We start from the raw sequence: 24,490 nt of genomic DNA, 5'->3' as shown, positions 1-24,490 counted from the left end.
GCACGGCACCGGCTCCTAGCCCCCGCCGAGGTAGGCCTCGGCCACCCTGGGGTCCCGGCGGAGCTCGGCGGCGGGTCCGTCGAGGACGCACTCGCCGTTCTCGATCACGTAACCACGGTGCGCGATCCCGAGGGCGGCGACGGCGTTCTGCTCGACGAGCAGCACCGAGGTGCCCTCGGCGTTGATGCCCGCGATGAGTTTCATGACCGAGGCGACGACCAGCGGTGCCAGGCCCATGGACGGCTCGTCCAGCAGCAGCAGCCGGGGTCCGGTGACCAGTGCCCTGCCGATGGCGAGCATCTGCTGCTCACCGCCCGACAGCGTGCCCCCCTGCTGGGCGCGCCGCTCGGCCAGGCGGGGCAGCAGCTCGTACACGTGCTCGATCCGCCTGCGGATCTCCGCCTGGTCGCGGACCAGGTAGCCGCCCAGCTGGAGGTTCTCGTGGACGCTGAGCGTGCTGAAGATCCTGCGGCCCTCGGGGACGTGCACCAGGCCGCGGGCGGTGATCCTGTGCGGTTTCCGGCCGGTGATCTCGTGGCCGTCGAAGAGCACCCTGCCGCCGCTGGGGCGCAGCAGCCCCGAGACCGCGGCCAGCGTGGTGGTCTTGCCCGCGCCGTTGTTGCCCAGCAGGGCGACGATCTCGCCCTCGGCGACGCCGAGGGACAGGCCGCGCAGGGCGTGCACGCCGCCGTAGTGGACGTCCAGCCCGTCGATGTCAAGCATGTGCGTCGCTCCCGGCCGAGTCCTCTTTCCCCGAACCGCCCTTCCCCGCACTGTCCTTCCCCCGGGCGTCCTGCCCCGCGATCTCCTCCTCCAGTACGGTCTCCCCCAAGGCGGTCTCCCCCAGCACGGTCTCCTCCAGGGCGGCGGGATCGCCGCCGAGGTATGCCTCGATGACCGCCGGGTCGCGCCGGACGTCCTCGGGGCGGCCGTCGGCGATCTCCCTGCCGAAGTTGAGCACGACCACGCGCTCGGAGACCTCCATGACCAGCCCCATGTCGTGTTCGATGAGCACGATGGCCACGCCGAGCGCCTGGATGCGCCGGATCAGGTCGAGCATCTCGGCCTTCTCGCCGTGGTTGAGCCCGGCCGCGGGCTCGTCGAGCAGCAGCAGGTCGGGCCGGCGGGCCAGGGCGCGGGCGATCTCGGTGCGGCGCTGCTCGCCGTAGGGCAGGGCTCTGGCCTGCCCGTACCGGTCGCCGCGCAGGCCGACGAAGTCCAGCCAGTGGTGTGCCTGCTCGGTGCACTCGCGCTCGGAGCGCCGGTAGCGCGGGGTGTGCAGCAGGGCGTCCAGGACGCTCTGGCGCAACCACAGGTGCGACCCGGCGCGCACGTTGTCCAGGACCGACAACTCGCCGAACAGGCGCAGGTTCTGGAAGGTCCGCGCGACGCCCAGGCCCGCGATGGCCGAGGGCCGCAGTCCGGGCAGGTCCCTTCCGCGCAGGGTGATCCGGCCCGAGGTGGGCCGGTAGAAGCCGGTGACGCAGTTGAAGGCCGACGTCTTGCCCGCCCCGTTGGGCCCGATCACCGAGACGATCTCCGCCTCGCCCACCGAGAACGACAGGCCGTCGATGGCCACCAGCCCGCCGAAGGACAGGCGCAGGTCGGCCACACTCAGCAGGCTCAAGGGACCTCCTTGGAACGGGCCGGCCAGAGCCCCTGCGGGCGCAGCAGCATGAAGGCGATGAGCAGGACGCCGAAAAGGAAGAACCGGTAGTCGGCGAGGTCACGCAGGATCTCCGGCAGGATGCTGATCACGACGGCCCCGACGACGACGCCGGGCATCGAGCCCATGCCGCCGAGGACCACGGCCATCAGCACCAGCGCCGACGACAGGAAGGTGAAGCTGCCCGGCGAGATGGCCGACAGGTGCGCGGCGAACAGCACCCCGGCCAGGCCGCCCCAGACCGCCCCCGCCACGTAGGCGGCGAGCTTGACCCGGTAGGTGTGCACGCCCATCGCCTCGGCCGCGTCCTCGTCCTCCCGGACGAAGCGCCAGGCCCGGCCCAGGCGGGAGCGGCCCAGCCTGGCCGCGCCGAGGACGGCCAGCGAGACGACGACCACGGTGAGGTAGTAGAAGGCCACCGGGCCTTCGACCAGGTGCGGGATGCCGTAGATGCCCGAGGGGCCGCCGGTGACGTCCAGGTTGTTGGCGGTGATCCGGATGATCTCACCGAAGCCGAGCGTCACGATGGCGAGGTAGTCACTGCGCAGCCGCAGCGTCGGCGCGCCGATGACGATCCCGGCGACGACCGTGACCACGATCACGGCGGGCACCGTGGCGAGCAGCGGCAACTCCAGGCGGGTGGCCAGCACCCCGCTGGTGTAGGCGCCGACCGCGAAGAAGGCGACGTAGCCCAGGTCGAGCAGGCCGCAGTAGCCGACCACGATGTTCAGCCCGGCGGCGAGCATCACCGCGATGGCCGCGCTGGTCATGACCGACAGCGCGTACGGCGTGGCGTCGACGAAGGGGGCCAGCAGCGCGACCAGCAGCCCCGCGAGCCCGGCCCGGCGGTTCTGCAGCAGCTTCGAGGCCCTGCTGGGCGGTGAGTCCGTGCCGAGACGGCGGACCTTGGTCGCGCTCACACCCGCTCCGTCACACGCTCGCCGAGCAGGCCGGTGGGCCGCACCGTCAAAAACAGGATCAGCACCCCGAAGGCGAACACGTCCCGCCACTCGCCGCCCAGCCAGAACGTGCCGAACGACTCCAGCAGCCCGAGGAGCAGGCCGCCGAGCATGGTGCCGGGGATGTTGCCGATGCCACCGATGACCGCCGCCGTGAAGGCCTTGAGGCCGATCAGGAAGCCCATCATGAAGTCGATCTTCCCGTAGTAGGCCCCCGCCATCACGCCCGCGGCCCCCGCCAGGGCCGAGCCGACGAAGAAGGCGCGGGAGATCACCGCGTTGACGTCGATGCCCATCAGCGCGCTGGTACGCGGATCCAGCGCGATGGCCCGCATCGCCCTGCCCTCGCGGGTCCGGGTGACCAGCAGGTTGAGCCCGGCCATCAGCAGCACCGCCACGCCGATCAGGACGAGTTGCTGCGGGGTGATCCTGGCGCCGAGGACCTCCAGCGAGGTACCGCCCAGCCGCACCGGGTAGACCCGGGGGTCGGCCCCGGCCACCGCGCGCATCCCGTACTCCAGGGCGAAGGAGGCGCCGACGGCGGTGATCAGCAGGGACAGCCGCGGGGCGCGGCGTAGCGGCCGGTAGGCGATCCGCTCCAGCGCCACCCCGGCCAGGCCGGTGACGACCATGGTCGCCAGGAGCACCGCGAGCAGCAGCGGCAGGGCCATGGCGGAGGACACGCCGCCGACCGCGCCGAGGATGGCGAAGCCGGCGAACGCGCCGAGCATGTACAGGTCGCCGTGGGCGAAGTTGAGCAGCTTGATGATCCCGTAGACCATGCTGTAACCCAGGGCCACCAGGGCGTAGAACGAGCCGACGAACAGCCCGTTCCAGATGAGTTGCGTCACTTCAGGGAGTCCTGCAGGGCGAATTTGTCGCTCTTGACGACGAGGATCTGGAAGCCTCCGTTGGCCAGGGTGTGTTCGGGGGTGAACTTCAGCGGCCCGGAGAACATCGGGAAGCCGTCGATCGCCTCAAGCGCCGCGATGACCTTGGTTCCGTCGGTGCCGCCCGCCTTGGTGACCGCCTCCGCGGCCAGTCGCACCGCGTCGTAGGCCTGGTTGGAGTACGGGCCCGGCTCGGCTCCGTACTTCTTCTTGTAGGCGTCGATCCAGCCCTCGGCGCCCTCCAGGGTGTCGGGGGTCTGGGTCATCGTGGCGTAGAGGCCCTCGGCGGCCTCGGCTCCGGCGATCTCGACCAGCTTGGGAGAGACCGAGCCGTCGCCGACCATGATGGACCCCTTGTACCCGGCCTGCCGGAGCTGGCGCGCGATCAGGCCGCCCTCCTGGAAGTAACCGGTCCAGTAGACGAAGTCGGGCTTCTTGGCCAGCACGTTGGTGATGTTGGCGCTGTAGTCGCTCTCCTTCGGGGTGACCGCCTCGGTGATCGCGGCCTCGGCCCCGCCGGGGGCCTCCAGCAGGGCTTGGGTGCGCAGCGCGATGTCCTTGGAGTAGCTGGTGTTGTCGTGCATCAGCGCGACGCTCTTGGACCCCTGCTTGGTTATCCACTTCTCCGCGGCCGCGGCCTGCTGGGAGCCGGTGCCGTTGATCAGGAAGACGTGCTTGAGCTTCTGGTCGACCAGCTCCTGGGAGTTGGCAGCCGGAATGATCATGGGAATGCCGGCCTTGCCGAAGATCGGCAGGGTGGGGAGCGTCGCTCCGGAGCAGTAGCCGCCCACCGAGACGTCGATTCCCTCGGTGACCAGCTTGTTGGCGCCGGCGGCGGCCGACTGGGCGTCACAGCCGTCGTCGGCGGTCTTCAGTTCCAGCTTGCGGCCGAGCACGCCGCCCTTGGCGTTGATCTCGTCGATCGCGAGCTGCGCCGCGTTGCTCATGTAGGGGCCGATGGCGGCCTCGCTGCCCGACTGCGGGATCAGCATGCCGAGGACGATCGGCTCGTCCTTTCCGGCCGCGGTCTGCCCGGCGCCGTCACCACCACCGAGCAGTCCCTGGCCACACCCGGTGACCAGGAGGCCGAGAACGGCCAGCGACGTGAAGGATTTCAGGGGGATGGCACGCATGTGCTGCTCCTCACATCTGGCGATGTGTGACATTGCACGTGCATTTCAAAGGACGCGTCAAGGCCCAAAACAAGATCGTTAGCGTTAGGACACCGCTTCTTCCGCAAGCTGCGACCCACCGGGACACAGACCGCCACCGGAGCCGGGAACGGTGACGTCTCCGCTGGTCAGACCGGGTGCGACCGACTGCGGGCCGGCCGGGGGCCGACCGGGGCCGACCGGCCGGAGAGCGGCGGGTCAGGCCCGGTCAATCCAGATGTCAGCAGGTCGGCGGGGTAGCGGGTCAGAGGAGGAAACCCTCGGGGAACGGGTCGCGGGGGTCGAGGAAGTACTGGGCGGTGCCGGTGACCCACGCCCGCCCGGTGATGGCGGGGACCACCGCGGGCAGGCCCGCCACCTCCGTCTCCCCGACGAGCCGCCCGACGAACCGGGTGCCGATGAACGACTCGTTCACGAAATCGGTGTCCATCGGGAGCTCGCCCCTGGCGTGCAGCTGGGCCATCCTGGCGCTGGTGCCGGTGCCGCAGGGCGAGCGGTCGAACCAGCCGGGATGGATCGCCATCGCGTGCCGCGAGTGCCTGGCGTCGGAGCCCGGCGCCGTGAACTGCACGTGATGGCAGCCCCTGATACCGGGGGCCAGCGGGTGCACCGGCTCGTCCTGCTCGTTGATCGCCCCCATGACGGCCAGCCCCGCGTCGAGGATCCGCCGGCCGTGCGAGCGCTCGAACGGCAGGCCCACGGACTCGATCGGCAGGATCGCGTAGTAGTTGCCGCCGTAGGCGAGGTCGTAGGCGACCTCACCGATGCCGGGCACCTTGACGACGCGGTCCAGCCCCACGCTGAAGGAGGGCACGTTGGTGATGGTCACCTCGGTGGCGGCCCCGTCCTCGACCCTGACCTCGGCGACGACCAGCCCGGCCGGGGTGTCCAGCCTGATGGTGGTGACCGGCTCGGCGACCTCCACCATCCCGGTCTCGACGAGGACCGTGGCGACGCCGATGGTGCCGTGCCCGCACATGGGCAGGCAGCCCGACACCTCGATGTAGAGCACGCCGTAGTCGGCGTCGGGCCGGGTGGGCGGCTGCAGGATGGCCCCGCTCATCGCCGAGTGGCCGCGGGGCTCGTACATGAGCAGGGTCCGCAGGTGGTCCATCTCGGCCAGGAAGTGCTCGCGCCGCTCGGCCATGGTCACACCGGGGATGACCCCCACTCCCCCGGTGATCACCCGGGTGGGCATGCCCTCGGTGTGGGAGTCCACCGCGTGGAAGACCCTCTTCGTCCTCATCGACTCTCCTCGCGAGAAAGGGAAAACGGGACCGGCCTACCGCAGGCCCTCGGCCAGGGCCTTCTCGGTGGCCGCGCGGACCGCGGCCTCCTGCTCGCCGGGGAGCCCGAGCCTGGGCGGGCGGCACGGGCCGCCGTGGCGTCCGGCCAGGTCCATGGAGAGCTTGATGGCCTGCACGAACACCGGTTTGGAGTCCCAGCGGAGCAGCGGGTGCAGCGCTCGGTAGAGCGGCAGCGCGGTGGCCGTGTCCCCGGCGGCGGCCGCCCGGTAGAGGGCGACCGTCGAGGCGGGCAGCGCGTTGGGGAAGCCGGCCACCCAGCCGACCGCTCCGGCGGTGACCAGTTCGAGCAGCACGTCGTCGGCTCCGGCCAGCACGTCCAGCCCCGGGGCCAGCTCGGCGATCTCGTAGATCCGGCGGACGTCGCCGCTGAACTCCTTGACGCCCGCGATCAGGCCCTCGGAGTGCAGGGCGGCCAGCAGGCGTGGGGTGAGGTCCACCCGGGTGTCGAAGGGGTTGTTGTAGGCCACCACCGGCAGACCGGCCCTGGCCACCTCGCGGTAGTGCTCCAGCACCGTCCTGTCGTCGGCACGGTAGGCGTTCGGCGGGAGCAGCATCACCGCGCGGCACCCGGCCTCACCGGCCTGCTCGGCCCAGCGGCGGGCCTCCAGGGCGCCGTAGGCCGCGACACCCGGCATGACGCGGTCGCCGCCGACGGCCGCGACCGCGGTCTCCACCACCGAGGCCCGTTCCTGGGAGGTCAGCGTCTGGTACTCCCCCAGCGACCCGTTCGGCACGACGCCGTCACAGCCGGAGGCGACCAGCCACCGGCAGTGTTCGGCGTAGCCGTCCAGATCGACCGAGAGGTCCACGCGCAGGGGCAGCGCGGTGGCCACCGTCACGCCGTGCCAGGGTTTCACGCGGGTCGCCATGCTTCATCCTTCCGAGGGGGGTTCAAGCCGGTACGAAGTCAGGGGGCTCCGGCCCGTCCGGGTCGGGGAGGTTTCCCCGCCGGTCCGGGGAGGCCGGGGTCCGCGCGGCGAGGTCGCCGAGCCTGACGGGCTGGGCGATCGGGCGCCGGGGCGGCGCGGGATCCTCGCCGACGAGGCAGGCGACCGCGTAGCCGCACATCCGGCCCTGGCACCACCCCATCCCCGGGCGCGCCAGCAGCTTGACCGAGCGCGCGTCGACGGCACCCATGGCCTGGGCCTCGCGTACCGCCGACAGGGGCACCTCCTCGCAGCGGCACACCAGCGTGTCGTCGCGGAGCCAGTCCTGCCAGCCCGGCCGTAGCGGGTAGGCGCCCTGCAGGGCTCGCGCGAAGGCGGCGAGCCGGTCCCTGCGCCGGGACAGGGCGGGGTCGGGCGGCGTGGGGCGGCCCAGGTCGGCGGCCGCGGCCCGGCCCGCGATCCGGCCCTCCACCTCGGCGAGCGCGGCCCCGCCGACACCGGTGGCCTCCCCCGCCGCGTAGACGCCGGGCACGCTAGTGCGCATCCCCGCGTCCACCGCGACGACCGGGCCGCCGTCGGGGTCGCGGCGGGTGGCGCAGTTCAGCTGGAGGGGCAGGTCGAGCTGGGGGACGAAACCGTAGCCGCAGGCGAGGGTGTCGCAGGCGACGGTTCTCGTCGAGAGCGGCCGCCAGGCGGGGTCCAGGCTCGCCACGGTGACGTGGGTCAGCGCGGTCTCACCGTGCGCGGCGATCACCGCCTCACGACCACGGTAGGGAATCCGGTGGCGGGCCAGGCGCGCCACGTACCCGAGGGCCTCCGCCGCCCGGCCGGCGGCGAGCAGCGGATGCCTGGCGAGCCCGAACCTGCGGTTGGCCTCGTGCACGCCGAGCACCCGGGCCCCCGCGTCCGCCAGGCCCGCGGCGACCGGGAGCAGGAAGGGGCCGGTCCCCGCGACCACGACCCTGCGGCCCGCGAGGACCAGGTCACCCTTGAGCAGTGCCTGCGCACCGCCCGCGGTGAGCACGCCCGGCAGGTCCCAGCCGGGGAACGGCAGCGGCCTGTCGTGGGCGCCGGTGGCGACCAGCAGCCCGCGCGCGGTCACCGTACGGGGCCGTTCCTCGCGGTCTCCCTCCAGGCAGCGCACGGTGATCGCCCCGTCCGCGCGCCCGACGGCCCAGACCCGCGTGCTCAGCAGTACCTCGGCGCGCTCACGGAGCGTCTCCCACTGGCGGGTGAACCTGTCCAGGCCGTGGTGGAGCGCGCCGGGCCTGGCGGCGTGGAACCCCTCGGCGGGGCGCCGGAAGTACTGGCCGCCCGGTCGTCCGGCCCCGTCGACCAGCACGACGTCCAGCCCGGCCAGGGCGGCGGTGAGCGCGCCCGCGACCCCGGCGGGACCCGCGCCGACGACGGCCAGGTCGTGGATCTGTGTCATCGGCCGCTCACCGCTCCCCTCCGGCGCCGGGAACGTCCCGCACCGGAGCGTCTCCGGTGGTGACCAGGTCTCCTGGGCGGGCCTCGGTCAGGCAGGCACGCAGGGAGGGGACCCCGTTCACCGTGACCAGGCAGTCGAAGCAGACCCCGATGCCGCAGAAGAGCCCGCGCGGGCGCCCGCCGAACCTGGTGGTGCGCCACGAGCGGATGCCCGCGCCGTGCATGGCGGCGCCGACACTCTGGCCTGGGATCACCGCGACGGGGGCGCCGTCCACGCTGATCTCGAACTCCGGCTCCGGCCGCGCCCGCACCAGGCGGTACGGCCCCCTCATCGGACACCCTGGGTCATGACGCCTCCAGCGGGAAACGGTCCGGACGGAAGGGGGCGAGGTCCACCTCGGGGCGGAGTCCTGCCAGGAGCCGGGCGATCAGGTGGCCGGTGGCCGGGGCCAGGCCGATACCCGCGCCCTCGTGGCCACAGGCGTGGTAGAGCCCGGGGAGCCGGGGATCCTCTCCGATCACCGGCAGGTGGTCGGGGCAGTAGGGACGGAAACCGCAGTAGGCCCGGATCACCCGGTAGGCCGCCAGGACGGGGAACAGCTCGACGGCCTGGCGGGCGAGGCGTTCGAGCACCGGAACGGAGACCGTGCGGTCGAAGCCGACCCGCTCGCGGCTGGCGCCGATGAGCACCGGCCCCGACGGGGTGCTCTCCACGACGGCGGACGTCTCCAGCCCCTCCGAGTCGCTGGCCACCGCGGTGACGTAGTCGGCGGTGTAGACCTTGTGCCTGATGAGCGGCCCGGCGAGTGGCTCGGTGACCAGGATGAAACCGCGCCTGGGCAGGATGGGTACGCGCACCCCGGCCAGCGCGGCGATCTCGCCGCCCCAGGTGCCCGCGGCGTTGACGACGGCTCCGGCGAGGATGTCGCCGCAGGAGGTGGTGACGCCGGTGACCCGGTCGCCGTCGCGGAGGAAGCCGGTCACCGTGACACCGGTGCGCAGCATCAGGGCGCCGTGCCCGAACCGTTCCGCGCCCCGCCGGATGAGCCTGGCCGCCGCCAGCATCGGCTGCACCTGGGCGTCGTGCGGGTAGAACACGCCACCGGCGAGCCCTTTCGCCAGGTGGGGCTCGTAGTCGCCGAGCTCTCCGGCGGAGACGGTGACGCACTCGACGCCCTGCCTGCCCGCCAGGCCGGTGAGCGCCTCAAGCACCTCGTCCGTCTCGGCGACCACCAGGCCGCCCTTGGCCTCGAACTCGAACCCACCGTCGAACCCGCTGTCGGGCCCGTCGGCGGCCAGGTCACGCCAGAGCCGGTTGGAGAGCAGCGCCAGGTCGAGTTCGGGGCCCGGCTCCTTGTCGGAGACCAGCACGTTGCCCTCGCCCGCGCCCGTCGTGCCGCCCGCCACCGCCCCCCGGTCGACGACCACCACGTCCAGCCCCGCACGGGCGGCGTAGTAGGCGCAGGCGGCGCCGACGACCCCGGCTCCGACGACCACGACGTCCGGCATGACTCACCTCGCTCCCGGGCTCGCCAGTAATATGTCACATACCTTTCCATGGATCAATGCACCGGACCGGACGTCACGGGCGTGCCACCGGCTCAGCCCACCCCTACCCGTGGACCCGTGAGGCACGCCGTCCGAGGTGAGCGGCCCCTGCCCGAGATGCCGGCAGGCGTGAAACGACCGGGGCGAAAGCCTCCGTACCGGCCCCGGCGCCAGGGGGCCACGGCGGGACCGCCCTCCTCGCCGCCTAGCATGTGAGCCGTGAAGCACCTCCTTGACCAGACCCGTCTGCGGACCGCGAAACTGACCTGGATCGTGGGGCCGCCGACCTTCCGCACCCTGCGCCGCTGGGCGCTGGCGTCGGTGGCGGCCAACGTCGGGATCACGGTGACGGGTGCCGCGGTGCGGGTCACCGGCTCCGGCCTGGGCTGCCCCACCTGGCCCAGGTGCACGCCGGACAGCTTCATCCCGGTGGCCCACGACGACATCTCACCGATCAACATGGCGATCGAGTTCGGCAACCGGCTGCTGACCTTCCTGGTGCTGGCCATCGGCCTGGCCTGCCTGCTCGCCGCCCTGCGGCTGCTGCCCCGCCGCCCCGATCTGGTCAGGCTGGCCTGGCTGCAGCCGATCGGCGTGGCCGTGCAGGGACTCTGGGGCGGCCTGGTCGTGCGCACCGCGCTCAACCCGGTCACCGTGGGCGTGCACTTCCTGGTCTCCGTCGGCATGATCGCCGCGGCGTACGCGCTGTACGTCCGGGCCGGCGAGGGCGCGGGCCCGCCGCGACGCCTGGTCAACCAGCACGTCCGCACACTCGGTTTCGTGCTCACCGCCGCGGTGTTCGTCCTGCTCATCGTGGGCGTGGTGGTGACCGGCACCGGGCCGCACTCCGGGGACGTGATGGCCTCCCGGTTCGACTTCGACATCGAGACCGTGGCGAGGATCCACGCCGACGTCGCCTATGTGGTGGTCGGCCTCACCTTCGCGCTGGCGTTCGCGCTGCACATCACCGACGCGCCCGGGAACGCCCGGCGGGCCGCCTGGACGCTGCTCGGCGTGGAGGTGGCGCAGGGCGGAATCGGATACGTCCAGTACTTCCTGGGCGTGCCCGCGGCCCTGGTCAACCTCCACGTGCTCGGCTCGACCCTGGTCTGGGTCTGCGCGCTGCGGGTGGTGTTCACGATGCGCTCGCGCGGCCCGGCGGGCGCGACGGCCGCCGAGAGCGCGGACCAGCTCGACCGGGTCCCGGCCTGACCGTCGGCCCCGCTCCCGCCGGGAAAGGCCCGCGACGGCCGCGTGGAAACCGGTCCGGAGGATCCTGACCCCCGGGCGCGTTCGACTCGGCCGTCACCTGACCGCGACAATGGCCGGATGCCGCTGTCGCGAAGGTTCCTCCGGCTCTCCTACCAGGGCGCGGTGCTGCTGAGCGTCCTGGCCGTCGCACCGCTGACCTGGGTCTGGCTGGCCAGTTCCGGCCACCGGGTGATCGCGGACTCCTCACCCGGCTGGGTCGCCGGGGTTCCCGAGGCGCCGGTGGCGCTGGTGCTGGGGGCGGCCGCCTTCGGGGGCACCCCTTCCCCGATGCTGGCCAGACGGCTGGACATCTCCGCCGAGCTGTACCGGGCCGGCAAGGTCAGGGCGATCCTGCTGTCGGGCGACAACGGGCGGATCGAGTACGACGAGCCGACCGTGATGCGCGACTACCTGCTCGCCCGTGGCATACCGGCCAGGGCGCTCGTCCTCGACTACGCCGGTTTCGACACCTGGGACTCGTGCGTGCGTGCCCGCGCCGTGTTCGGCGCCACCCGCCTCACCGTGGTCACCCAGCTCTTCCACCTGCCCAGAGCCGTCACCCTGTGCCGCAGGGCGGGCCTGGAGACCTTCGGCGTGGGCGACGACTCCTCCCAGCGGTGGGCCTCCACCTACGCCTACGCGGCCCGCGAGTTCGCCGCCTCCGCGAAGGGCCTCCTCGACGCCGTGGTCCTCGACGCCGCTCCCGTCTTCCCCGGGCCGCGCGAGACCTCCCTGGAGGCCGCGCTTCAGTCGGGGTGAACGCCGCGCCCGGGGGGCGGACGCCACTGAGCGGCGTCGGGGTGCCCCGAGGTCCCGGGGGCACCGCCCCACGGATACGGCGAGCCGCCCGGCGGCCGGGCGCCGGGCCCGTACCCCGGCGGGACGTTGCCGCCGCCGGGGGGCTGCGGTGGCGGTGGTGGCGGCTGCGGGGGGAACTGGGCGCGGGAGGCGGCCATGCACTCCAGCAGCGCCCGCTGCTCCTCGTTGAACGTACGCTCGTCGATCACGTGCCCCCTGGCCCGCTCGTGGAGCAGGCCCAGCTCGGTGGCCGCGAGCTGGTAGTCGCTCATCGCCCGCAGGCCCGCCCTGCCGCCGTTGTTCCTGGCCCACTGCCTGGCGTGGCGGCGCCCCGGCAGGGAGGAGAGCATCGCGATGTCGTACGAGGAGACCAGCCCCGTCGCCCAGTAGGCGGGCAGGTAGGTCTGGATGAGCCCGATGATCCGCTTGCGGTCGCGGAAGATGATCCAGATCAGCACGAACAGCACGATCATCAGCAGCAGGTAGGCGATGGCCAGGCCGGCGAAGCCGACGTAGGAGGCGAAGCCGTTCCAGATGCCGTGCAGCAGCATCGCGCCGATCCACCCGGCGGCGATGACGAAGATCCGGCCAGACCCCCGGCGCTGCGCCGCGTAGGCCACCGCGACACCGATCATGGAGGTGAACAGCGGGTGGGCGAACGGTGAGAGGACTCCGCGCAGCACGACGGTCACCGCCAGGCCCTGCGCGCCCATGTCGTCGAGCGCGGCCACGTAGTAGCTGACGTTCTCGCTCATGGCGAAGCCGAGGCCGACCATGCTGGCGTAGATGATGCCGTCGGTGGGCCCGTCGAGCTCCGCGCGCCTGAACCTGAGCAGGCCCAGCAGCACCAGGCCCTTCATCGTCTCCTCGACCACCGGGGCGCCGAACGTGGCGGCGATGTTGCGCGCGTAGTCGTAGCCGAGCCCGGCGGCGTTCTCGATGTAGACGAGGCCGAGGGAGTTGACGACCCCGGCGACCAGGACCGCCACGCCCGCTCCCCAGGCGAACGCGAAGATCAGGTTGCCTCGCGGCTCGGGCTCGATCCGGTCGAGCGCCAGCACCGCGGCCAGCAGCACGGGAACGGGCGCCAGCGCGAGGATCAGGGCGATGAAGAAATAGACGGGGTCGCCGTTCAGCACGTCGAAGGAGAGCGACACCAGGCCGCACAGTCCCGTCAGGACGAGTCCGGTGATCAGCGCGAGCGACGGGCGGTCCCTGAGCACCCACCGGGGGTCACGGCTGGCCATGAGGTAACCGTAACCGTTGGCTTCCACCCCACGAATTAAACCGGGATATCCCAGCGTGAAGGTCTACGATCGGCGCCTGGCGGCCGGCCCTCCACGCCCCGGATACGGAAACCATGCCGAGCACTGGAACGGTCCCGGGACCGGAGCGGTGATCCGGCTCCCGAGGTTTTCCGACGACCATGAGTTGCCCTCCCCACGACCAGGCCCGGCCCGGGCCGGCCAAGAAAACGTGTTCCCCACCCGGGAGACGTCTCCCCCTCGAACGGGACGCGGAAACGGGCAGGTGGCAGGAGAGCGTACCGGTGAGAGGGCTCAGACGAACATCGAGTCGATGGCGACGGCGAGGAACAGCAGCGCCAGGTAGGCGTTGGACCAGTGGAAGAAGCGCATCGGGCGCAGATCGACCCCTGTCTTGCCCGCGTTGACCCGGCCGAGGAGGCGGTGAACCTCCCACAGGCAGGCGGCGCCGAGGACGGCGGCGACGGCGGGGTAGAGCAGGGTGGTTCCGGCCACCGGCCACAGCAGCAGCGAGCAGAGCACCGTCGCCCAGGTGTAGACGATGCTCTCCAGCACCACCCGGCGCTCGGTGGCGACCACCGGGAGCATGGGGACCTTCGCCGCGGCGTAGTCCTCCTTGTAGCGCATGGCGAGGGTCCAGGTGTGCGGAGGCGTCCAGAAGAACACCACGCCGAAGAGCACCACGGGGGCCCAGTCGAGGCTGCCGGTGACGCCGGCCCAGCCGATCAGCACCGGCATGCAGCCCGCGATACCCCCCCACACCACGTTCTGCGGGGTCCGCCGCTTGAGGATCATCGAGTAGACGAGCACGTAGAACAGGTTCGCGGCCAGCGACAGGCCGGCGGCGAGCCAGTTCACGGTCAACCCGAGGCCAAGGGTCGACAGCACCCCGAGAATGACTCCGAAGATCAGCGCATTGGCCGGCGGCACCAGGTCGCGGGCGAGCGGGCGGCGCCGGGTGCGGCGCATGGCCGCGTCGATGTCACGGTCGATGTAGCAGTTCAGGGCGTTCGCGCTGCCCGCCGACAGGGTGCCGAACACCAGGGTGTTGACGGCGATCCACAGCGGTGGCAGGCCCTTGGCCGCCAGGAACATCACCGGCAGCGTCGTGATCAGCAGCAGCTCGATGATCCGCGGCTTCGTGAGGGCGACGTAGGCCTTCACGACGTCGCCGAAGGAGCGAGGCACGACGCCTGCGGCCGTGCCCGCCTCGGGCGGGACCGTCGATTGCTTGTCGGTGAGCACCATCTAAGGCGCTTCCAGCACGTGCGGGGTCAACGCGTAACCTCTGATTAGAGCGGATCCGTGAATGCGGGCACCAGCCAGCCTTGAGGACTCACTGTAGTTGCAGGGGAGGCCGGTCCCGGCACGGGGTGCGGAAGCGGCGCGAGACGACAACCGCCGGGGAACCTCCCATGAGTCCCGTGGACCCGCACCAGGTCGACCTACGCCACGGTAGCGCGGCCGAAACCGTTAGGGTCCCATGTGGGCGGGAAATACCAGACCGGCGCCACCATCACACTATTAGATCCGGAGACCGAGCAGTTGAGCAGCGAACTCGTGCCAGCCCTTGAATGGAGCGACCTGGACCGCCGCGCGGTCGATGTCGTACGGGCCCTGGCCATGGATGCGGTAGAGAAGGCGGGCTCGGGCCACCCGGGCACCGCGATGAGCCTGGCGCCCGCCGCGTACCTGCTGTTCCAGCAGGTGATGCGGCATGATCCGGCAGACCCCTCCTGGGTGGGCCGTGACCGGTTCGTCCTTTCGGCCGGTCACACCAGTCTGACCCTCTACATCCAGCTCTACCTGTCGGGCTACGGCCTGAGCCTGGACGACCTCAAGGCGCTGCGCCAGTGGGAGAGCCTGACCCCCGGCCACCCCGAGCACGGCCACACCGTCGGCGTCGAGACCACCACGGGGCCGCTGGGCCAGGGCCTGGGCAACGCGGTCGGCATGGCCATGGCCGCCCGCCGCGAGCGCGGCCTGTTCGACCCGGACGCGGCGCAGGGCGCGAGCCCGTTCGACCACCACATCTGGTGCATCGCCTCCGAGGGGGACATCGAGGAGGGCATCAGCCACGAGGTCAGCGCCCTCGCGGGCCACCAGAGGCTGGGCAACCTGACCGTCGTCTTCGACAGCAACCACATCTCGATCGAGGACGACACCCAGATCGCGCTGAGCGAGGACGTCGTCAAGCGCTACGAGGCGTACGGCTGGCACACCCAGACCGTCGACTGGACGCGGACCGGCGACTACGTCGAGGACGTCGAGGCGCTGCACCAGGCGCTGGAGGCCGCCCGCGCCGAGACCGGCAGGCCGTCGTTCATCCGGCTGCGCACGATCATCGGCTGGCCCGCCCCCAACAAGAAGAACACCGGCAAGATCCACGGCTCGGCGCTGGGCGCCGACGAGGTCGCCGCCACCAAGAAGATCCTGGGCCTTGACGAGACCAAGAGCTTCGACGTCCCCGCCGAGGTCCTCGAGCACGCCCGCGGGGTCGTCGAGCGCGGCCGCGCCGCACGGTCCGAGTGGGACAAGCTCTACCAGAGCTGGCGCGAGGCCAACCCCGAGCGCGCCGCCGAGTTCGACCGCATCTCCGTGCGGCAGCTCCCCGCCGGCTGGAGCGAGGCCCTGCCGATCTTCGAGGCCGGCTCCTCCATCGCCACCCGCAAGGCCTCCGGCGAGGTGCTCAACAGCCTCGCGCCGGTGCTGCCCGAGCTGTGGGGCGGCTCGGCCGACCTGGCCGAGTCCAACAACACCACGATGAAGGGCGAGCCGTCCTTCATCCCCGAGGAGTTCCAGACCAGGGACTTCCCCGGCAACCCCTACGGCCGCACGCTGCACTTCGGCATCCGCGAGCACGGCATGGGGGCGATCCTCAACGGCATCGCGCTGCACAACGGCACCCGCCCCTACGGCGGCACGTTCCTGGTCTTCAGCGACTACATGCGCCCGGCCGTGCGGCTGGCGGCGCTGATGAAGCTGCCGGTCACCTACGTGTGGACGCACGACTCCATCGGCCTGGGCGAGGACGGCCCGACGCACCAGCCCGTCGAGCACCTGTGGGCGCTGCGCGCCATCCCCGGCCTCGACGTGGTCCGCCCCGCCGACGCCAACGAGACCGCCGCCGCCTGGCAGGTCGTGCTCGAGCACAACGACCGCCCGGCCGCGCTGGCGCTGACCCGCCAGAACCTGCCGGTCTACGAGGGCACCCGCGACGCGACGAAGGTCGCCCGCGGCGGCTACATCCTGCAGGAGGCCTCCAACGGGCAGCCCGCGGTGGTCCTGATCGGCACCGGCTCCGAGGTCGAGCTGGCCGTCGAGGCCCGCGGGATCCTGGAGGCGGAGGGCATCGCCACCCGGGTCGTGTCGATGCCGTGTGTGGAGTGGTTCCACGCCCAGGACACGGCCTACCGGCAGACGGTGCTGCCCTCCTCGGTCCGCGCGCGCGTGGCGGTGGAGGCGGGAATCTCACTGGGCTGGCGGGAGTTCGTAGGAGATGACGGGGAAGTGGTCAGCCTGGAGCACTTCGGTGCCTCGGCTCCCTACAAGACCCTCTATGAGCAGTTCGGCCTGACCGCCGAGCGCGTGGTCGCCGCAGCCAAGGCGAGCCTCGCCAAGACCGGAGCCGACAAGGGCGAGACGACAGGAAACTGATCATGAGTGAGATCCTGAGGAAACTCTCCGAGCAGGGCGTCTCCATCTGGCTGGACGACATCAGCCGCGAGCGTCTGCGCACCGGCAATCTCCAGTCGCTGATCCGCGACCGGCAGGTGGTCGGCGTCACCTCCAACCCGACGATCTTCGCCTCCGCGCTGAGCAAGGGCGACGCCTACGACACCCAGCTGCACGATCTGAAGATCCGCGGCGTCGACGTCGAGGAGGCGGTGCGCTCCATCACCACCTACGACATCCGCTGGGCCGCCGACGTGCTGCGCCCCGTCTACGACGCCACCGGCACCGTGGACGGCCGGGTGTCGATCGAGGTCGACCCGCGCCTGGCCAGGGAGACGGAGAAGACCGTCGCCGAGGCGCGCGCGCTGTGGTGGCTGGTCGACCGGCCCAACCTGTTCATCAAGATCCCGGCCACCGTCGAGGGCCTGCCCGCGATCACCCAGGCGATCTCCGAGGGCATCAGCGTCAACGTCACGCTGATCTTCTCCCTGGAACGCTACCGCGCCGTGATGAACGCCTGGCTGAGCGGCCTTGAGCAGGCCAAGGCCAAGGGCCTCGACCTGTCGAACATCGAGTCGGTGGCCTCGTTCTTCGTCAGCCGGCTGGACGGCGAGATCGACAAGCGCCTGGACAAGATCGGCACCCCCGAGGCCCTGGCGCTGAAGGGCAAGGCCGCGCTCGCCAACGCCCGGCTGGCCTTCGCCGCCTTCGAGGAGGTCGTCGCCTCCCCGCGCTGGCAGGCGCTGGCCCTGGCCGGAGCCCGGCCGCAGCGCCCCTTGTGGGCCTCCACCGGCACCAAGAACCCCGAGTACCCCGACACCCTCTACGTCGACGGGCTGGTCACCTCCGGCACCGTCAACACGATGCCGGAGAAGACCCTCGAGGCGGCCGCCGACCATGGCAGGATCACCGGTGACACGGTCCGCTCCTCCTACGAGGAGGCCTGGAACACCATGGCCGCGCTCAAGGAGATCGGCATCGACTACGACGACGTCGTGAGGTTCCTGGAGGAGGACGGCGTGGACAAGTTCGAGGCCTCCTGGACCGACCTGCTGGCGACCGTCGCCGCCGAGCTGAAGAAGGCATGAGGGAACACATGTCAGTGTCCGTAACGTTCGGCGAGGACGACCTCACCGAGCAGGCCTCGGAGACGGCCGGCCGGCTCGTCTCCGAGGGGGTCCCCCAGTCCCTGGCCGCCGGCGACCCCACGCTGTGGGGCCCGGAGGCCGAGCCCGAGGCGGCCGTCCGCCTCGGCTGGCTCAACCTCCCGCTGACGAGCAGGCCACTGCTCGGTGAGATCGGCGAGCTGGTGGAGTGGGCCCGCGCCGAGGGCCTGGACCACGTGGTCCTGGCGGGCATGGGCGGCTCCTCCCTCGCTCCCGAGGTCATCACCGGCTCCGCCGACGTCCCGCTGACCGTCCTCGACACCACCGACCCCGGCCAGGTGCACCGCGCGCTGGAGGACCGGCTGGAGAGCACGCTCCTGGTCGTCGCCAGCAAGAGCGGCGGCACCGTCGAGACCGACAGCCACCGGCGGATCTACGAGAAGGCCTTCCGCGACGCCGGGATCGACCCGGCGAGAAGGATCGTCGTCATCACCGACCCGGGCTCGCCGCTGGAGCTCAGCGCCCGCGAGGCGGGCTACCGGGTGGTCCTGGCCGACCCGAACGTGGGCGGCCGCTACAGCGCCCTGACGGCGTTCGGGCTGGTGCCCAGCGCGCTGGCGGGCGCCGACGTCGAGCGGCTGCTCGACGACGCCGCCGAGGTGCTGCCGCTGCTGTCGCGCTCAGAGGGCAACCCCGGCCTCGACCTGGGCGCCGCCCTGGGTGCCGCCGCGGTCGCCGGGCGCGACAAGCTCGTGATCGAGGACGGCCTTTCGGAGATCAACGGCCTGCCCGACTGGATCGAGCAGCTGGTCGCCGAGTCCACCGGCAAGTCCGGCAAGGGCATCCTGCCCGTCGTGGGCGCCGACCCCGGCGACGCCGACGACGAGCTGCTCGCCGGGATCGACACCGACGGCGTGGTGACCGTCGCCGGCCCGCTGGGCGCGCAGTTCCTCATCTGGGAGTACGCCACGGCCGTCGCCGGGCGTGTCCTGGGCATCGACCCGTTCAACCAGCCGAACGTGGCCGAGTCCAAGGAGAACACCGCCAAGCTGCTCGACCAGAGCGAGCTGCCGGTCGGCACCCCGATCCTCGTCGACGGCCCGGTGGAGGTCTACGGCGAGCTGCCGCCGGGCGTGGAGGCCCCCAAGAGCCTGTCCGACGTGCTCACCGGGCTGTTGGAGGCGATTCCCGCCGACGGCTACCTCGCGGTGATGGCCTACCTCGACAGGGAGGCGGCCTTCGACGCCCCGTACCCCGAGGGCGCCTCGTTCGAGGAGATGACGGACGTGTGGAGCGCGGCCGACCCGGCCACGCTCCGCGGGATGCTCGCGGTCCGCACCGAGCGGCCGGTCACCTTCGGGTGGGGACCCCGCTTCCTGCACTCCACCGGCCAGTACCACAAGGGCGGCCCGCAGAACGGGGTGTTCCTGCAGATCACCGGGGCCGTCGAGAACGACCTGGAGGTTCCCGGCAAGCCCTACACCCTGGGCCGCCTCCAGCTCGCCCAGGCGCTGGGCGACCTGGGCGCCCTGGCCAGCCGGGGGCGCCCCGCCGTGCGACTGCACCTGACCGACCGTGCCGCCGGTGTCGCGCACCTGCTCGCCGCCTCACGGGAGGTCTGATGGGTCGCCGGAGGTTCGAATGAGCAAGGAGAACTCCCCGCCCCAGGCCGACCGGCCTCGGGCCGAGGAGCTCACCACCACGGGCACCGCGCACGAGGGGGCGGTCACCACGGCCACCGCCGCCTCGACCGCCGGCATCACCGAGGCCCTGATCGAGTCCAACCCGCTGCGCGACCCGCGCGACAAGCGCCTGCCGCGCGTGGCGGGGCCGTGCGTGCTGGTGCTGTTCGGCGTGACCGGCGACCTGGCACGCAAGAAGCTGCTACCGGCGATCTACGACCTGGCGAACCGGGGGCTGCTGCCCCCGGGCTTCTCCCTGGTCGGCTTCGCCCGCCGGGACTGGGAGGACCAGGACTTCGCGCAGCTGACCCACGACGCCGTCAAGGAACACGCGCGCACGCCGTTCCGCGAGGAGGTCTGGAAGCAGCTGTCGGAGGGCATCTTCTTCTGCCGCGGTGAGTTCACCGACGACGGCGCCTTCGACGCGCTGGCGATGATGCTCAAGGAGATCGACGAGACCCGGGGCACCGGCGGCAACTACGGCTTCTACCTGTCGGTGCCGCCGAAGTTCTTCCCCGTCGTGGTCCAGCAGCTGAAGCGGACCGACCTGGCGGACGGCCCCAAGGGCTCCTGGCGCCGGGTGGTGATCGAGAAGCCGTTCGGGCACGACCTGCGGAGCGCCCAGGAGCTCAACGCGATCACCAGCGCGGTCTTCCCGGAGAGCTCGGTGTTCCGCATAGACCACTACCTGGGCAAGGAGACCGTCCAGAACATCCTGGCGCTGCGGTTCGCCAACAACCTGTTCGAGCCGATCTGGAACCGGGGTTATGTCGACCACGTGCAGATCACGATGGCCGAGGACATCGGCATCGGCGGCCGGGCCGGCTACTACGACGGCATCGGCGCGGCGCGCGACGTGATCCAGAACCACCTGCTGCAGCTGCTGGCCCTGGTCGGCATGGAGGATCCGACGTCGTTCGGGGCCGACTCGCTGCGCAGGGAGAAGGAGAAGGTCCTCAAGGCGGTGCGGCTGCCGTCGGACCTGTCGCTGACCACCGCGCGCGGCCGTTACGGGGCCGGCTGGCAGGGCGGCGAGCCGGTCATCGGCTACACGCAGGAGGAGGGCATCCCGCCCGACTCGATCACCGAGACCTACGCCGCCATCAAGCTGGAGATCGCCAACCGGCGTTGGGCGGGGGTGCCGTTCTACCTGCGCACCGGCAAAAGGCTCAGCCGCCGGGTCACCGAGGTGGCCGTGGTGTTCCAGCGCGCGCCACACCTTCCGTTCAGCAAGGACGACACCGAGATACTCGGGCAGAACGCCCTGGTCATCCGGGTGCAGCCGGACGAGGGCATCACTGTGCGGTTCGGCTCCAAGGTTCCGGGCACCGCCATGGAGGTCAGGGACGTCTCGATGGACTTCGCCTACGGCGAGTCGTTCATGGAGTCCTCCCCCGAGGCCTACGAGCGGCTGCTGCTCGACGTGCTGATCGGCGACCCGCCGCTCTTCCCGCACCAGCGCGAGGTCGAGCTGTCCTGGAAGATCCTCGACCCGATCGAGGACTTCTGGAGCACCCAGGGCCCGCCGGAGGAGTATCCCGCGGGCACCTGGGGGCCGGCCTCGGCCGACGAGATGATGGCCCGTGACGGGCGCGTCTGGAGGCGGCTTTAGATGACCAGCTTCATGCTCAGCGGCACGACCGCCTCGAAGATCTCCTCCCAGCTCACCCACCTGCGCCACCAGATGGGCACCCCGGCCGTCGGCATGGTGCTGACCCTGGTGGTGGTCTGCGGCGAGAGCGACCAGTACGACGCGGTCCGGGCGGCGACCGAGGCGGCCAGGGAGCATCCCTCCCGGATACTGGTCGTCATTCCCCGCGACCCGCACGAGCCCAACCGGCTCGACGCCGAGATCCGGTTCGGCGAGTCGACCCCGGGCGAGGTGATACTGCTCCGGCTGTACGGGGAGCTGACCAGGCACGCCGACTCGGTGGTCAGCCCGCTGCTGCTCACCGACACCCCGGTGGTCGCCTGGTGGCCCAGCGACTGCCCCGAGGTCCCGGCCGCGGATCCGATCGGCATGCTGGCCCAGCGCCGCATCGTCGACGCGCGGTCCGCACCCGACTCGGTCAAGGCGATCGCCGGCCGGGCCCGCGGGTACGTGCCCGGCGACACCGACCTGGCCTGGACCCGGCTGACGACGTGGCGGAGTCTGCTGGCCGCCGCGTTCGACCAGCCGGTGGCCAAGGTCAAGCGGGGCACCGTGGAGGCCGTGGCCGGCCATGCCAGCGCCCTGCTGCTGGCGGCCTGGCTCGGTGAGCGCCTCGGCGCGCCGGTGAAGGTCTCCGACTCTCCCGGCCCCGGCCTGACCGCCGTCAAGCTGGTCTCGGGCGACGGCGACATCACCATCACCCGGGGCGACGGCCGCCTGGCCATGCTCTCGCGTCCCGGCCAGCCGGACCGCCGGGTCGCGCTGGCCCGGCGCCCGACGTCGGACCTGCTCGCCGAGGAGCTGCGGCGGCTGGACCCCGACGAGATCTACGCGGCCGCGATCCAGCGGCTCGCCCGGACCCGCAAGTCATGAGTCGTGAGCGCCCCGCGGCCTGCCGCGGGGCGCCTTTCCTCGAAAGAGAAGTCCGTGAGCGTTCCCACTGTGATCATCCATCGCGACGCCGACGTGCTCGCCAAGGCCGTCGCCGCCCGGGTGATCATCCGAGCCATCGACGCCCAGGCGGCCAAGGGCTCGGCCCAGCTGGTCCTGACCGGCGGCACCGTCGGCCTCGCCACCCTCGCCGAGATCGCCGCCTCCCCGGCCAGGGACGCCGTCGACTGGCGCAAGGTGGACATCTGGTGGGGCGACGAGCGTTTCCTGCCGTCCGGTGACGCCGAGCGCAACGAGACCGGTGCCCGCAAGGCCCTGCTGGACCACATAGACCTCGACCCCGAGCGGGTGCACGTGATGCGCGGCCCCGACTCGGGCATGACCGCCGAGGAGTCGGCCGACGCCTACGCCGAGGAGCTCCGCCGGGCCTCGCGCCCCGAGGACCACGGCCCGGCGCCGTCGTTCGACCTCATGATGCTCGGCATGGGCCCGGACGGTCATGTGGCCTCGCTCTTTCCCGGCATGCCCGCTCTGTACGACACCCGCCCGGTGGTGGCGGTGCACGGCTCGCCCAAGCCGCCGCCCACCCGCATCTCGCTGACGATGCCGGTCATCCAGGGCTCCCGCGACGTGTGGGTGATCGCCGCCGGTGAGGAGAAGGCGAGAGCGGTGCGGCTGGCCCTGTCGGACTCGGGAACGATGCAGGTCCCCGCGGCCGGTGCCCGAGGCAGCCGGCGAACCCTCTTCCTGCTGGACCGAGCCGCCGCCTCCAAGATCCCCTCCTCACTGAGCCGGATCTCCTCTCCCTGAGCCCGGCCCCTCGCTTTCGCCGTGGTCCGGCCCGCGTCGACCATCGTGGTCACGGTGTGCGATTCACTGATCACCGTTACGGTGGCTTTCGGTCCGCGACGGGGCCGCATGAACACCGCGGAATGGAGGGGATGGTGGCCGAACCGTCCGACGTCACGCCGATGCCCGCCGAGCAGTTCGACGAGTTGGCCGCCTCGCTCGACGAGCCGGACGAGGCGCCCGTGCTCCGCGAGGCCGCGCGGCGACGGCGCGCCTGTCGCGAATCGACATGACCTGACGATCGCGACCTTCGAGATGGCCGCCATGAGCGGTCAGGGTGCCGTCCCGGAGGGCTGGGCGGTGAGAGCGTCGATCTCGTCGAGGATCTCCTTCTTGCCCGCCGGGTCCATGGACGAGGCCTCGACGGCGTTGCGGGCCAGGGTGGCGAGGGTGGCGCGGTCCAGGCCCAGGTGTTCGGCGGCGACGCGGTACTCGCCGCTCAGAGTGGTGGCGAACATGGGCGGGTCGTCGCTGTTGAGGGTGACGAACAGGCCCTCCTCGATCATGCGGGGCAGCGGGTGCTCCTCGATGCGGGCGACCTGGCCGGTGCAGACGTTGGAGGTGGGACAGACCTCCAGCGGGATCTGTGTCTCGCGCAGGTGGGTGACCAGGCGGGGGTCCTGCACACAGGCGATGCCATGGCCGATCCGCTCGGCACCCAGGTGGTCGAGGACCTCCCAGATGGTCTCCGGGCCGCTCATCTCGCCCGCGTGCGGCAGGCTGCGCAGCCCGGCGGCGGTGGCGGCGCGGAAGGCGTCCCGGAAGGCGTCGCGATATTTCGGACGCTCCTGTTCGATCCCGGCCAGCCCGAAACCTACCAGTGCCTGGGGAGGTTCTCCGAGCGCGTGGTCCAGGGTGACCCGGGCCGCCTCGACGCCGTACTCGCCGGGGATGTCGAAGACGTACGCCATCCGCACGCCGTGCTCCTCGCCGGCACGCCGGGCGGCCAGGTCGAGTGCCTCGGTGACCTCCCGCATCGGCATGCCCATGACGTGGTGCGCGTACGGGGTGACGGTCAGCTCGACGTAGCGCCCGTTCTGCCGGGCCAGGTCCGCGGCCAGGCCGAGCACCAGGGTCGCCACGTCCTCGGGCTCCCGGACCAGGGCGTTGATCGCCTGGTAGATCTCGGCGAAGTGCGGGAAGTCGCGGAATTTGTAGAAGGCGAGCAGCTCCTCCTCGGTCGTGGGAACGCCCCCGCCGGGGTGGCGGCGGGCGAGTTCCAGCACGGTGGCGGGCGAGGCGGAGCCGATCAGGTGGACGTGGAGCTCGACCTTGGGGAGGGCGTCGATGAACGTGTCGATCGTCATGCGGGCGACCCTACGCACGCCACACCCGGGTTTAAAAGTCATTTACCCTGAATCTAACAGTAAAATGTACGATTATCGCGGCGAATACCGGGCGGCGCGAGAATTTCACCGGAGCTTCTCCTCCCGCTCACCGGACGTCTGGCGCATAGTGGGGG

Annotated in this window: 22 protein-coding genes; 9 read left to right on the top strand and 13 right to left on the bottom strand. The window is 71.6% G+C overall.

Going from position 1 to position 24,490, the window contains the following annotated elements:
• Positions 1 to 15: 15 nt before the first annotated feature.
• The 10 genes from ABT061_RS18790 to ABT061_RS18745 form a co-directional block, all read right to left on the bottom strand.
• Positions 16 to 723 carry an ABC transporter ATP-binding protein gene (locus ABT061_RS18790; protein ID WP_350918955.1) on the bottom strand — a complete coding sequence of 236 codons (708 nt, stop codon included), beginning with the start codon at positions 721 to 723 and terminating at the stop codon, positions 16 to 18.
• Positions 716 to 1,627 carry an ABC transporter ATP-binding protein gene (locus ABT061_RS18785; protein WP_350918952.1) on the bottom strand — a complete coding sequence of 304 codons (912 nt, stop codon included), beginning with the start codon at positions 1,625 to 1,627 and terminating at the stop codon, positions 716 to 718. The genes ABT061_RS18790 and ABT061_RS18785 overlap by 8 nt, the downstream gene beginning before the upstream one ends.
• The gene (locus ABT061_RS18780; protein WP_350918949.1) at positions 1,624 to 2,586 is read right to left on the bottom strand and encodes a branched-chain amino acid ABC transporter permease; all 963 of its coding nucleotides are present in this window, start codon (positions 2,584 to 2,586) and stop codon (positions 1,624 to 1,626) included. Before ABT061_RS18780 ends, ABT061_RS18785 begins: the two co-directional genes overlap by 4 nt.
• Positions 2,583 to 3,476, bottom strand: coding sequence for a branched-chain amino acid ABC transporter permease (locus ABT061_RS18775; RefSeq protein WP_350918946.1), 894 nt, complete (start codon positions 3,474 to 3,476; stop codon positions 2,583 to 2,585). The genes ABT061_RS18780 and ABT061_RS18775 overlap by 4 nt, the downstream gene beginning before the upstream one ends.
• Positions 3,473 to 4,648, bottom strand: coding sequence for a branched-chain amino acid ABC transporter substrate-binding protein (locus ABT061_RS18770; RefSeq protein ID WP_350918943.1), 1,176 nt, complete (start codon positions 4,646 to 4,648; stop codon positions 3,473 to 3,475). Before ABT061_RS18770 ends, ABT061_RS18775 begins: the two co-directional genes overlap by 4 nt.
• A 283-nt stretch (positions 4,649 to 4,931) precedes the next feature.
• Positions 4,932 to 5,933 carry a proline racemase family protein gene (locus tag ABT061_RS18765; protein WP_350918940.1) on the bottom strand — a complete coding sequence of 334 codons (1,002 nt, stop codon included), beginning with the start codon at positions 5,931 to 5,933 and terminating at the stop codon, positions 4,932 to 4,934.
• 36 nt (positions 5,934 to 5,969) lie between these two features.
• The gene (locus ABT061_RS18760) at positions 5,970 to 6,863 is read right to left on the bottom strand and encodes a dihydrodipicolinate synthase family protein (RefSeq protein WP_350918937.1); all 894 of its coding nucleotides are present in this window, start codon (positions 6,861 to 6,863) and stop codon (positions 5,970 to 5,972) included.
• 22 nt (positions 6,864 to 6,885) lie between these two features.
• Complete coding sequence (locus tag ABT061_RS18755; RefSeq protein ID WP_350918934.1) at positions 6,886 to 8,313, bottom strand: FAD-dependent oxidoreductase; 1,428 nt, start codon at positions 8,311 to 8,313, stop codon at positions 6,886 to 6,888.
• A 7-nt stretch (positions 8,314 to 8,320) separates the two neighbouring features.
• A complete protein-coding gene (locus ABT061_RS18750) occupies positions 8,321 to 8,644 on the bottom strand; it encodes a (2Fe-2S)-binding protein (protein WP_350918931.1) in 324 nt (107 codons plus the stop codon).
• A 13-nt stretch (positions 8,645 to 8,657) separates the two neighbouring features.
• Entirely contained in the window at positions 8,658 to 9,821 is a 1,164-nt protein-coding gene (locus tag ABT061_RS18745; RefSeq protein ID WP_350918928.1) for an NAD(P)/FAD-dependent oxidoreductase, read from the bottom strand.
• A gap of 258 nt (positions 9,822 to 10,079) precedes the next feature.
• Here ABT061_RS18745 and ABT061_RS18740 point away from each other — a divergent pair, with 258 nt between their 5' ends.
• Together ABT061_RS18740 and ABT061_RS18735 are read left to right on the top strand one after the other, a co-directional pair.
• A complete protein-coding gene (locus ABT061_RS18740; protein ID WP_350918925.1) occupies positions 10,080 to 11,072 on the top strand; it encodes a COX15/CtaA family protein in 993 nt (330 codons plus the stop codon).
• Between the two features lie 117 nt (positions 11,073 to 11,189).
• Positions 11,190 to 11,870, top strand: coding sequence for a SanA/YdcF family protein (locus ABT061_RS18735; RefSeq protein ID WP_350918922.1), 681 nt, complete (start codon positions 11,190 to 11,192; stop codon positions 11,868 to 11,870).
• Here the strand turns inward: ABT061_RS18735 and ABT061_RS18730 are convergent.
• Positions 11,858 to 13,156: a PrsW family intramembrane metalloprotease gene (locus ABT061_RS18730; RefSeq protein ID WP_350918919.1), complete on the bottom strand. Its 1,299-nt coding sequence runs from the start codon at positions 13,154 to 13,156 to the stop codon at positions 11,858 to 11,860. The two genes, ABT061_RS18735 and ABT061_RS18730, sit on opposite strands and share 13 nt — an antisense overlap.
• A 312-nt stretch (positions 13,157 to 13,468) precedes the next feature.
• The gene (locus ABT061_RS18725) at positions 13,469 to 14,422 is read right to left on the bottom strand and encodes a heme o synthase (protein WP_350918916.1); all 954 of its coding nucleotides are present in this window, start codon (positions 14,420 to 14,422) and stop codon (positions 13,469 to 13,471) included.
• Between the two features lie 312 nt (positions 14,423 to 14,734).
• On the opposite strand from ABT061_RS18725, the gene tkt reads away from it, so the two are divergent.
• The 7 genes from tkt (at position 14,735) to ABT061_RS18690 (ending at position 23,261) form a co-directional block, all read left to right on the top strand.
• Positions 14,735 to 16,831: a transketolase gene (gene tkt, locus ABT061_RS18720; protein WP_350918913.1), complete on the top strand. Its 2,097-nt coding sequence runs from the start codon at positions 14,735 to 14,737 to the stop codon at positions 16,829 to 16,831.
• Positions 16,832 to 16,833: 2 nt separating this feature from the next.
• Positions 16,834 to 17,937, top strand: coding sequence for a transaldolase (gene tal / locus ABT061_RS18715; protein ID WP_350918910.1), 1,104 nt, complete (start codon positions 16,834 to 16,836; stop codon positions 17,935 to 17,937).
• An 8-nt stretch (positions 17,938 to 17,945) separates the two neighbouring features.
• The gene (locus tag ABT061_RS18710; RefSeq protein ID WP_350918907.1) at positions 17,946 to 19,577 is read left to right on the top strand and encodes a phosphoglucose isomerase-related protein; all 1,632 of its coding nucleotides are present in this window, start codon (positions 17,946 to 17,948) and stop codon (positions 19,575 to 19,577) included.
• 19 nt (positions 19,578 to 19,596) lie between these two features.
• The gene (zwf, locus tag ABT061_RS18705; protein ID WP_350918904.1) at positions 19,597 to 21,249 is read left to right on the top strand and encodes a glucose-6-phosphate dehydrogenase; all 1,653 of its coding nucleotides are present in this window, start codon (positions 19,597 to 19,599) and stop codon (positions 21,247 to 21,249) included.
• Entirely contained in the window at positions 21,250 to 22,161 is a 912-nt protein-coding gene (locus tag ABT061_RS18700; protein ID WP_350918901.1) for a glucose-6-phosphate dehydrogenase assembly protein OpcA, read from the top strand.
• A gap of 54 nt (positions 22,162 to 22,215) precedes the next feature.
• Positions 22,216 to 22,989 (top strand): 6-phosphogluconolactonase, encoded by a 774-nt coding sequence (gene pgl / locus ABT061_RS18695; RefSeq protein ID WP_350918898.1) that lies wholly within the window; start codon positions 22,216 to 22,218, stop codon positions 22,987 to 22,989.
• A gap of 122 nt (positions 22,990 to 23,111) precedes the next feature.
• Entirely contained in the window at positions 23,112 to 23,261 is a 150-nt protein-coding gene (locus tag ABT061_RS18690) for a hypothetical protein (RefSeq protein WP_350918895.1), read from the top strand.
• Between the two features lie 39 nt (positions 23,262 to 23,300).
• On the opposite strand, the gene add is transcribed toward ABT061_RS18690, so the two are convergent.
• The gene (add, locus tag ABT061_RS18685; protein ID WP_350918892.1) at positions 23,301 to 24,335 is read right to left on the bottom strand and encodes an adenosine deaminase; all 1,035 of its coding nucleotides are present in this window, start codon (positions 24,333 to 24,335) and stop codon (positions 23,301 to 23,303) included.
• Between the last annotated feature and the right edge of the window lie 155 nt (positions 24,336 to 24,490).

Source organism: Streptosporangium sp. NPDC002544 (genome assembly GCF_040295965.1).
GTDB lineage: Bacteria > Actinomycetota > Actinomycetes > Streptosporangiales > Streptosporangiaceae > Streptosporangium.
This window is presented reverse-complemented; position numbering and strand designations above follow the sequence as displayed.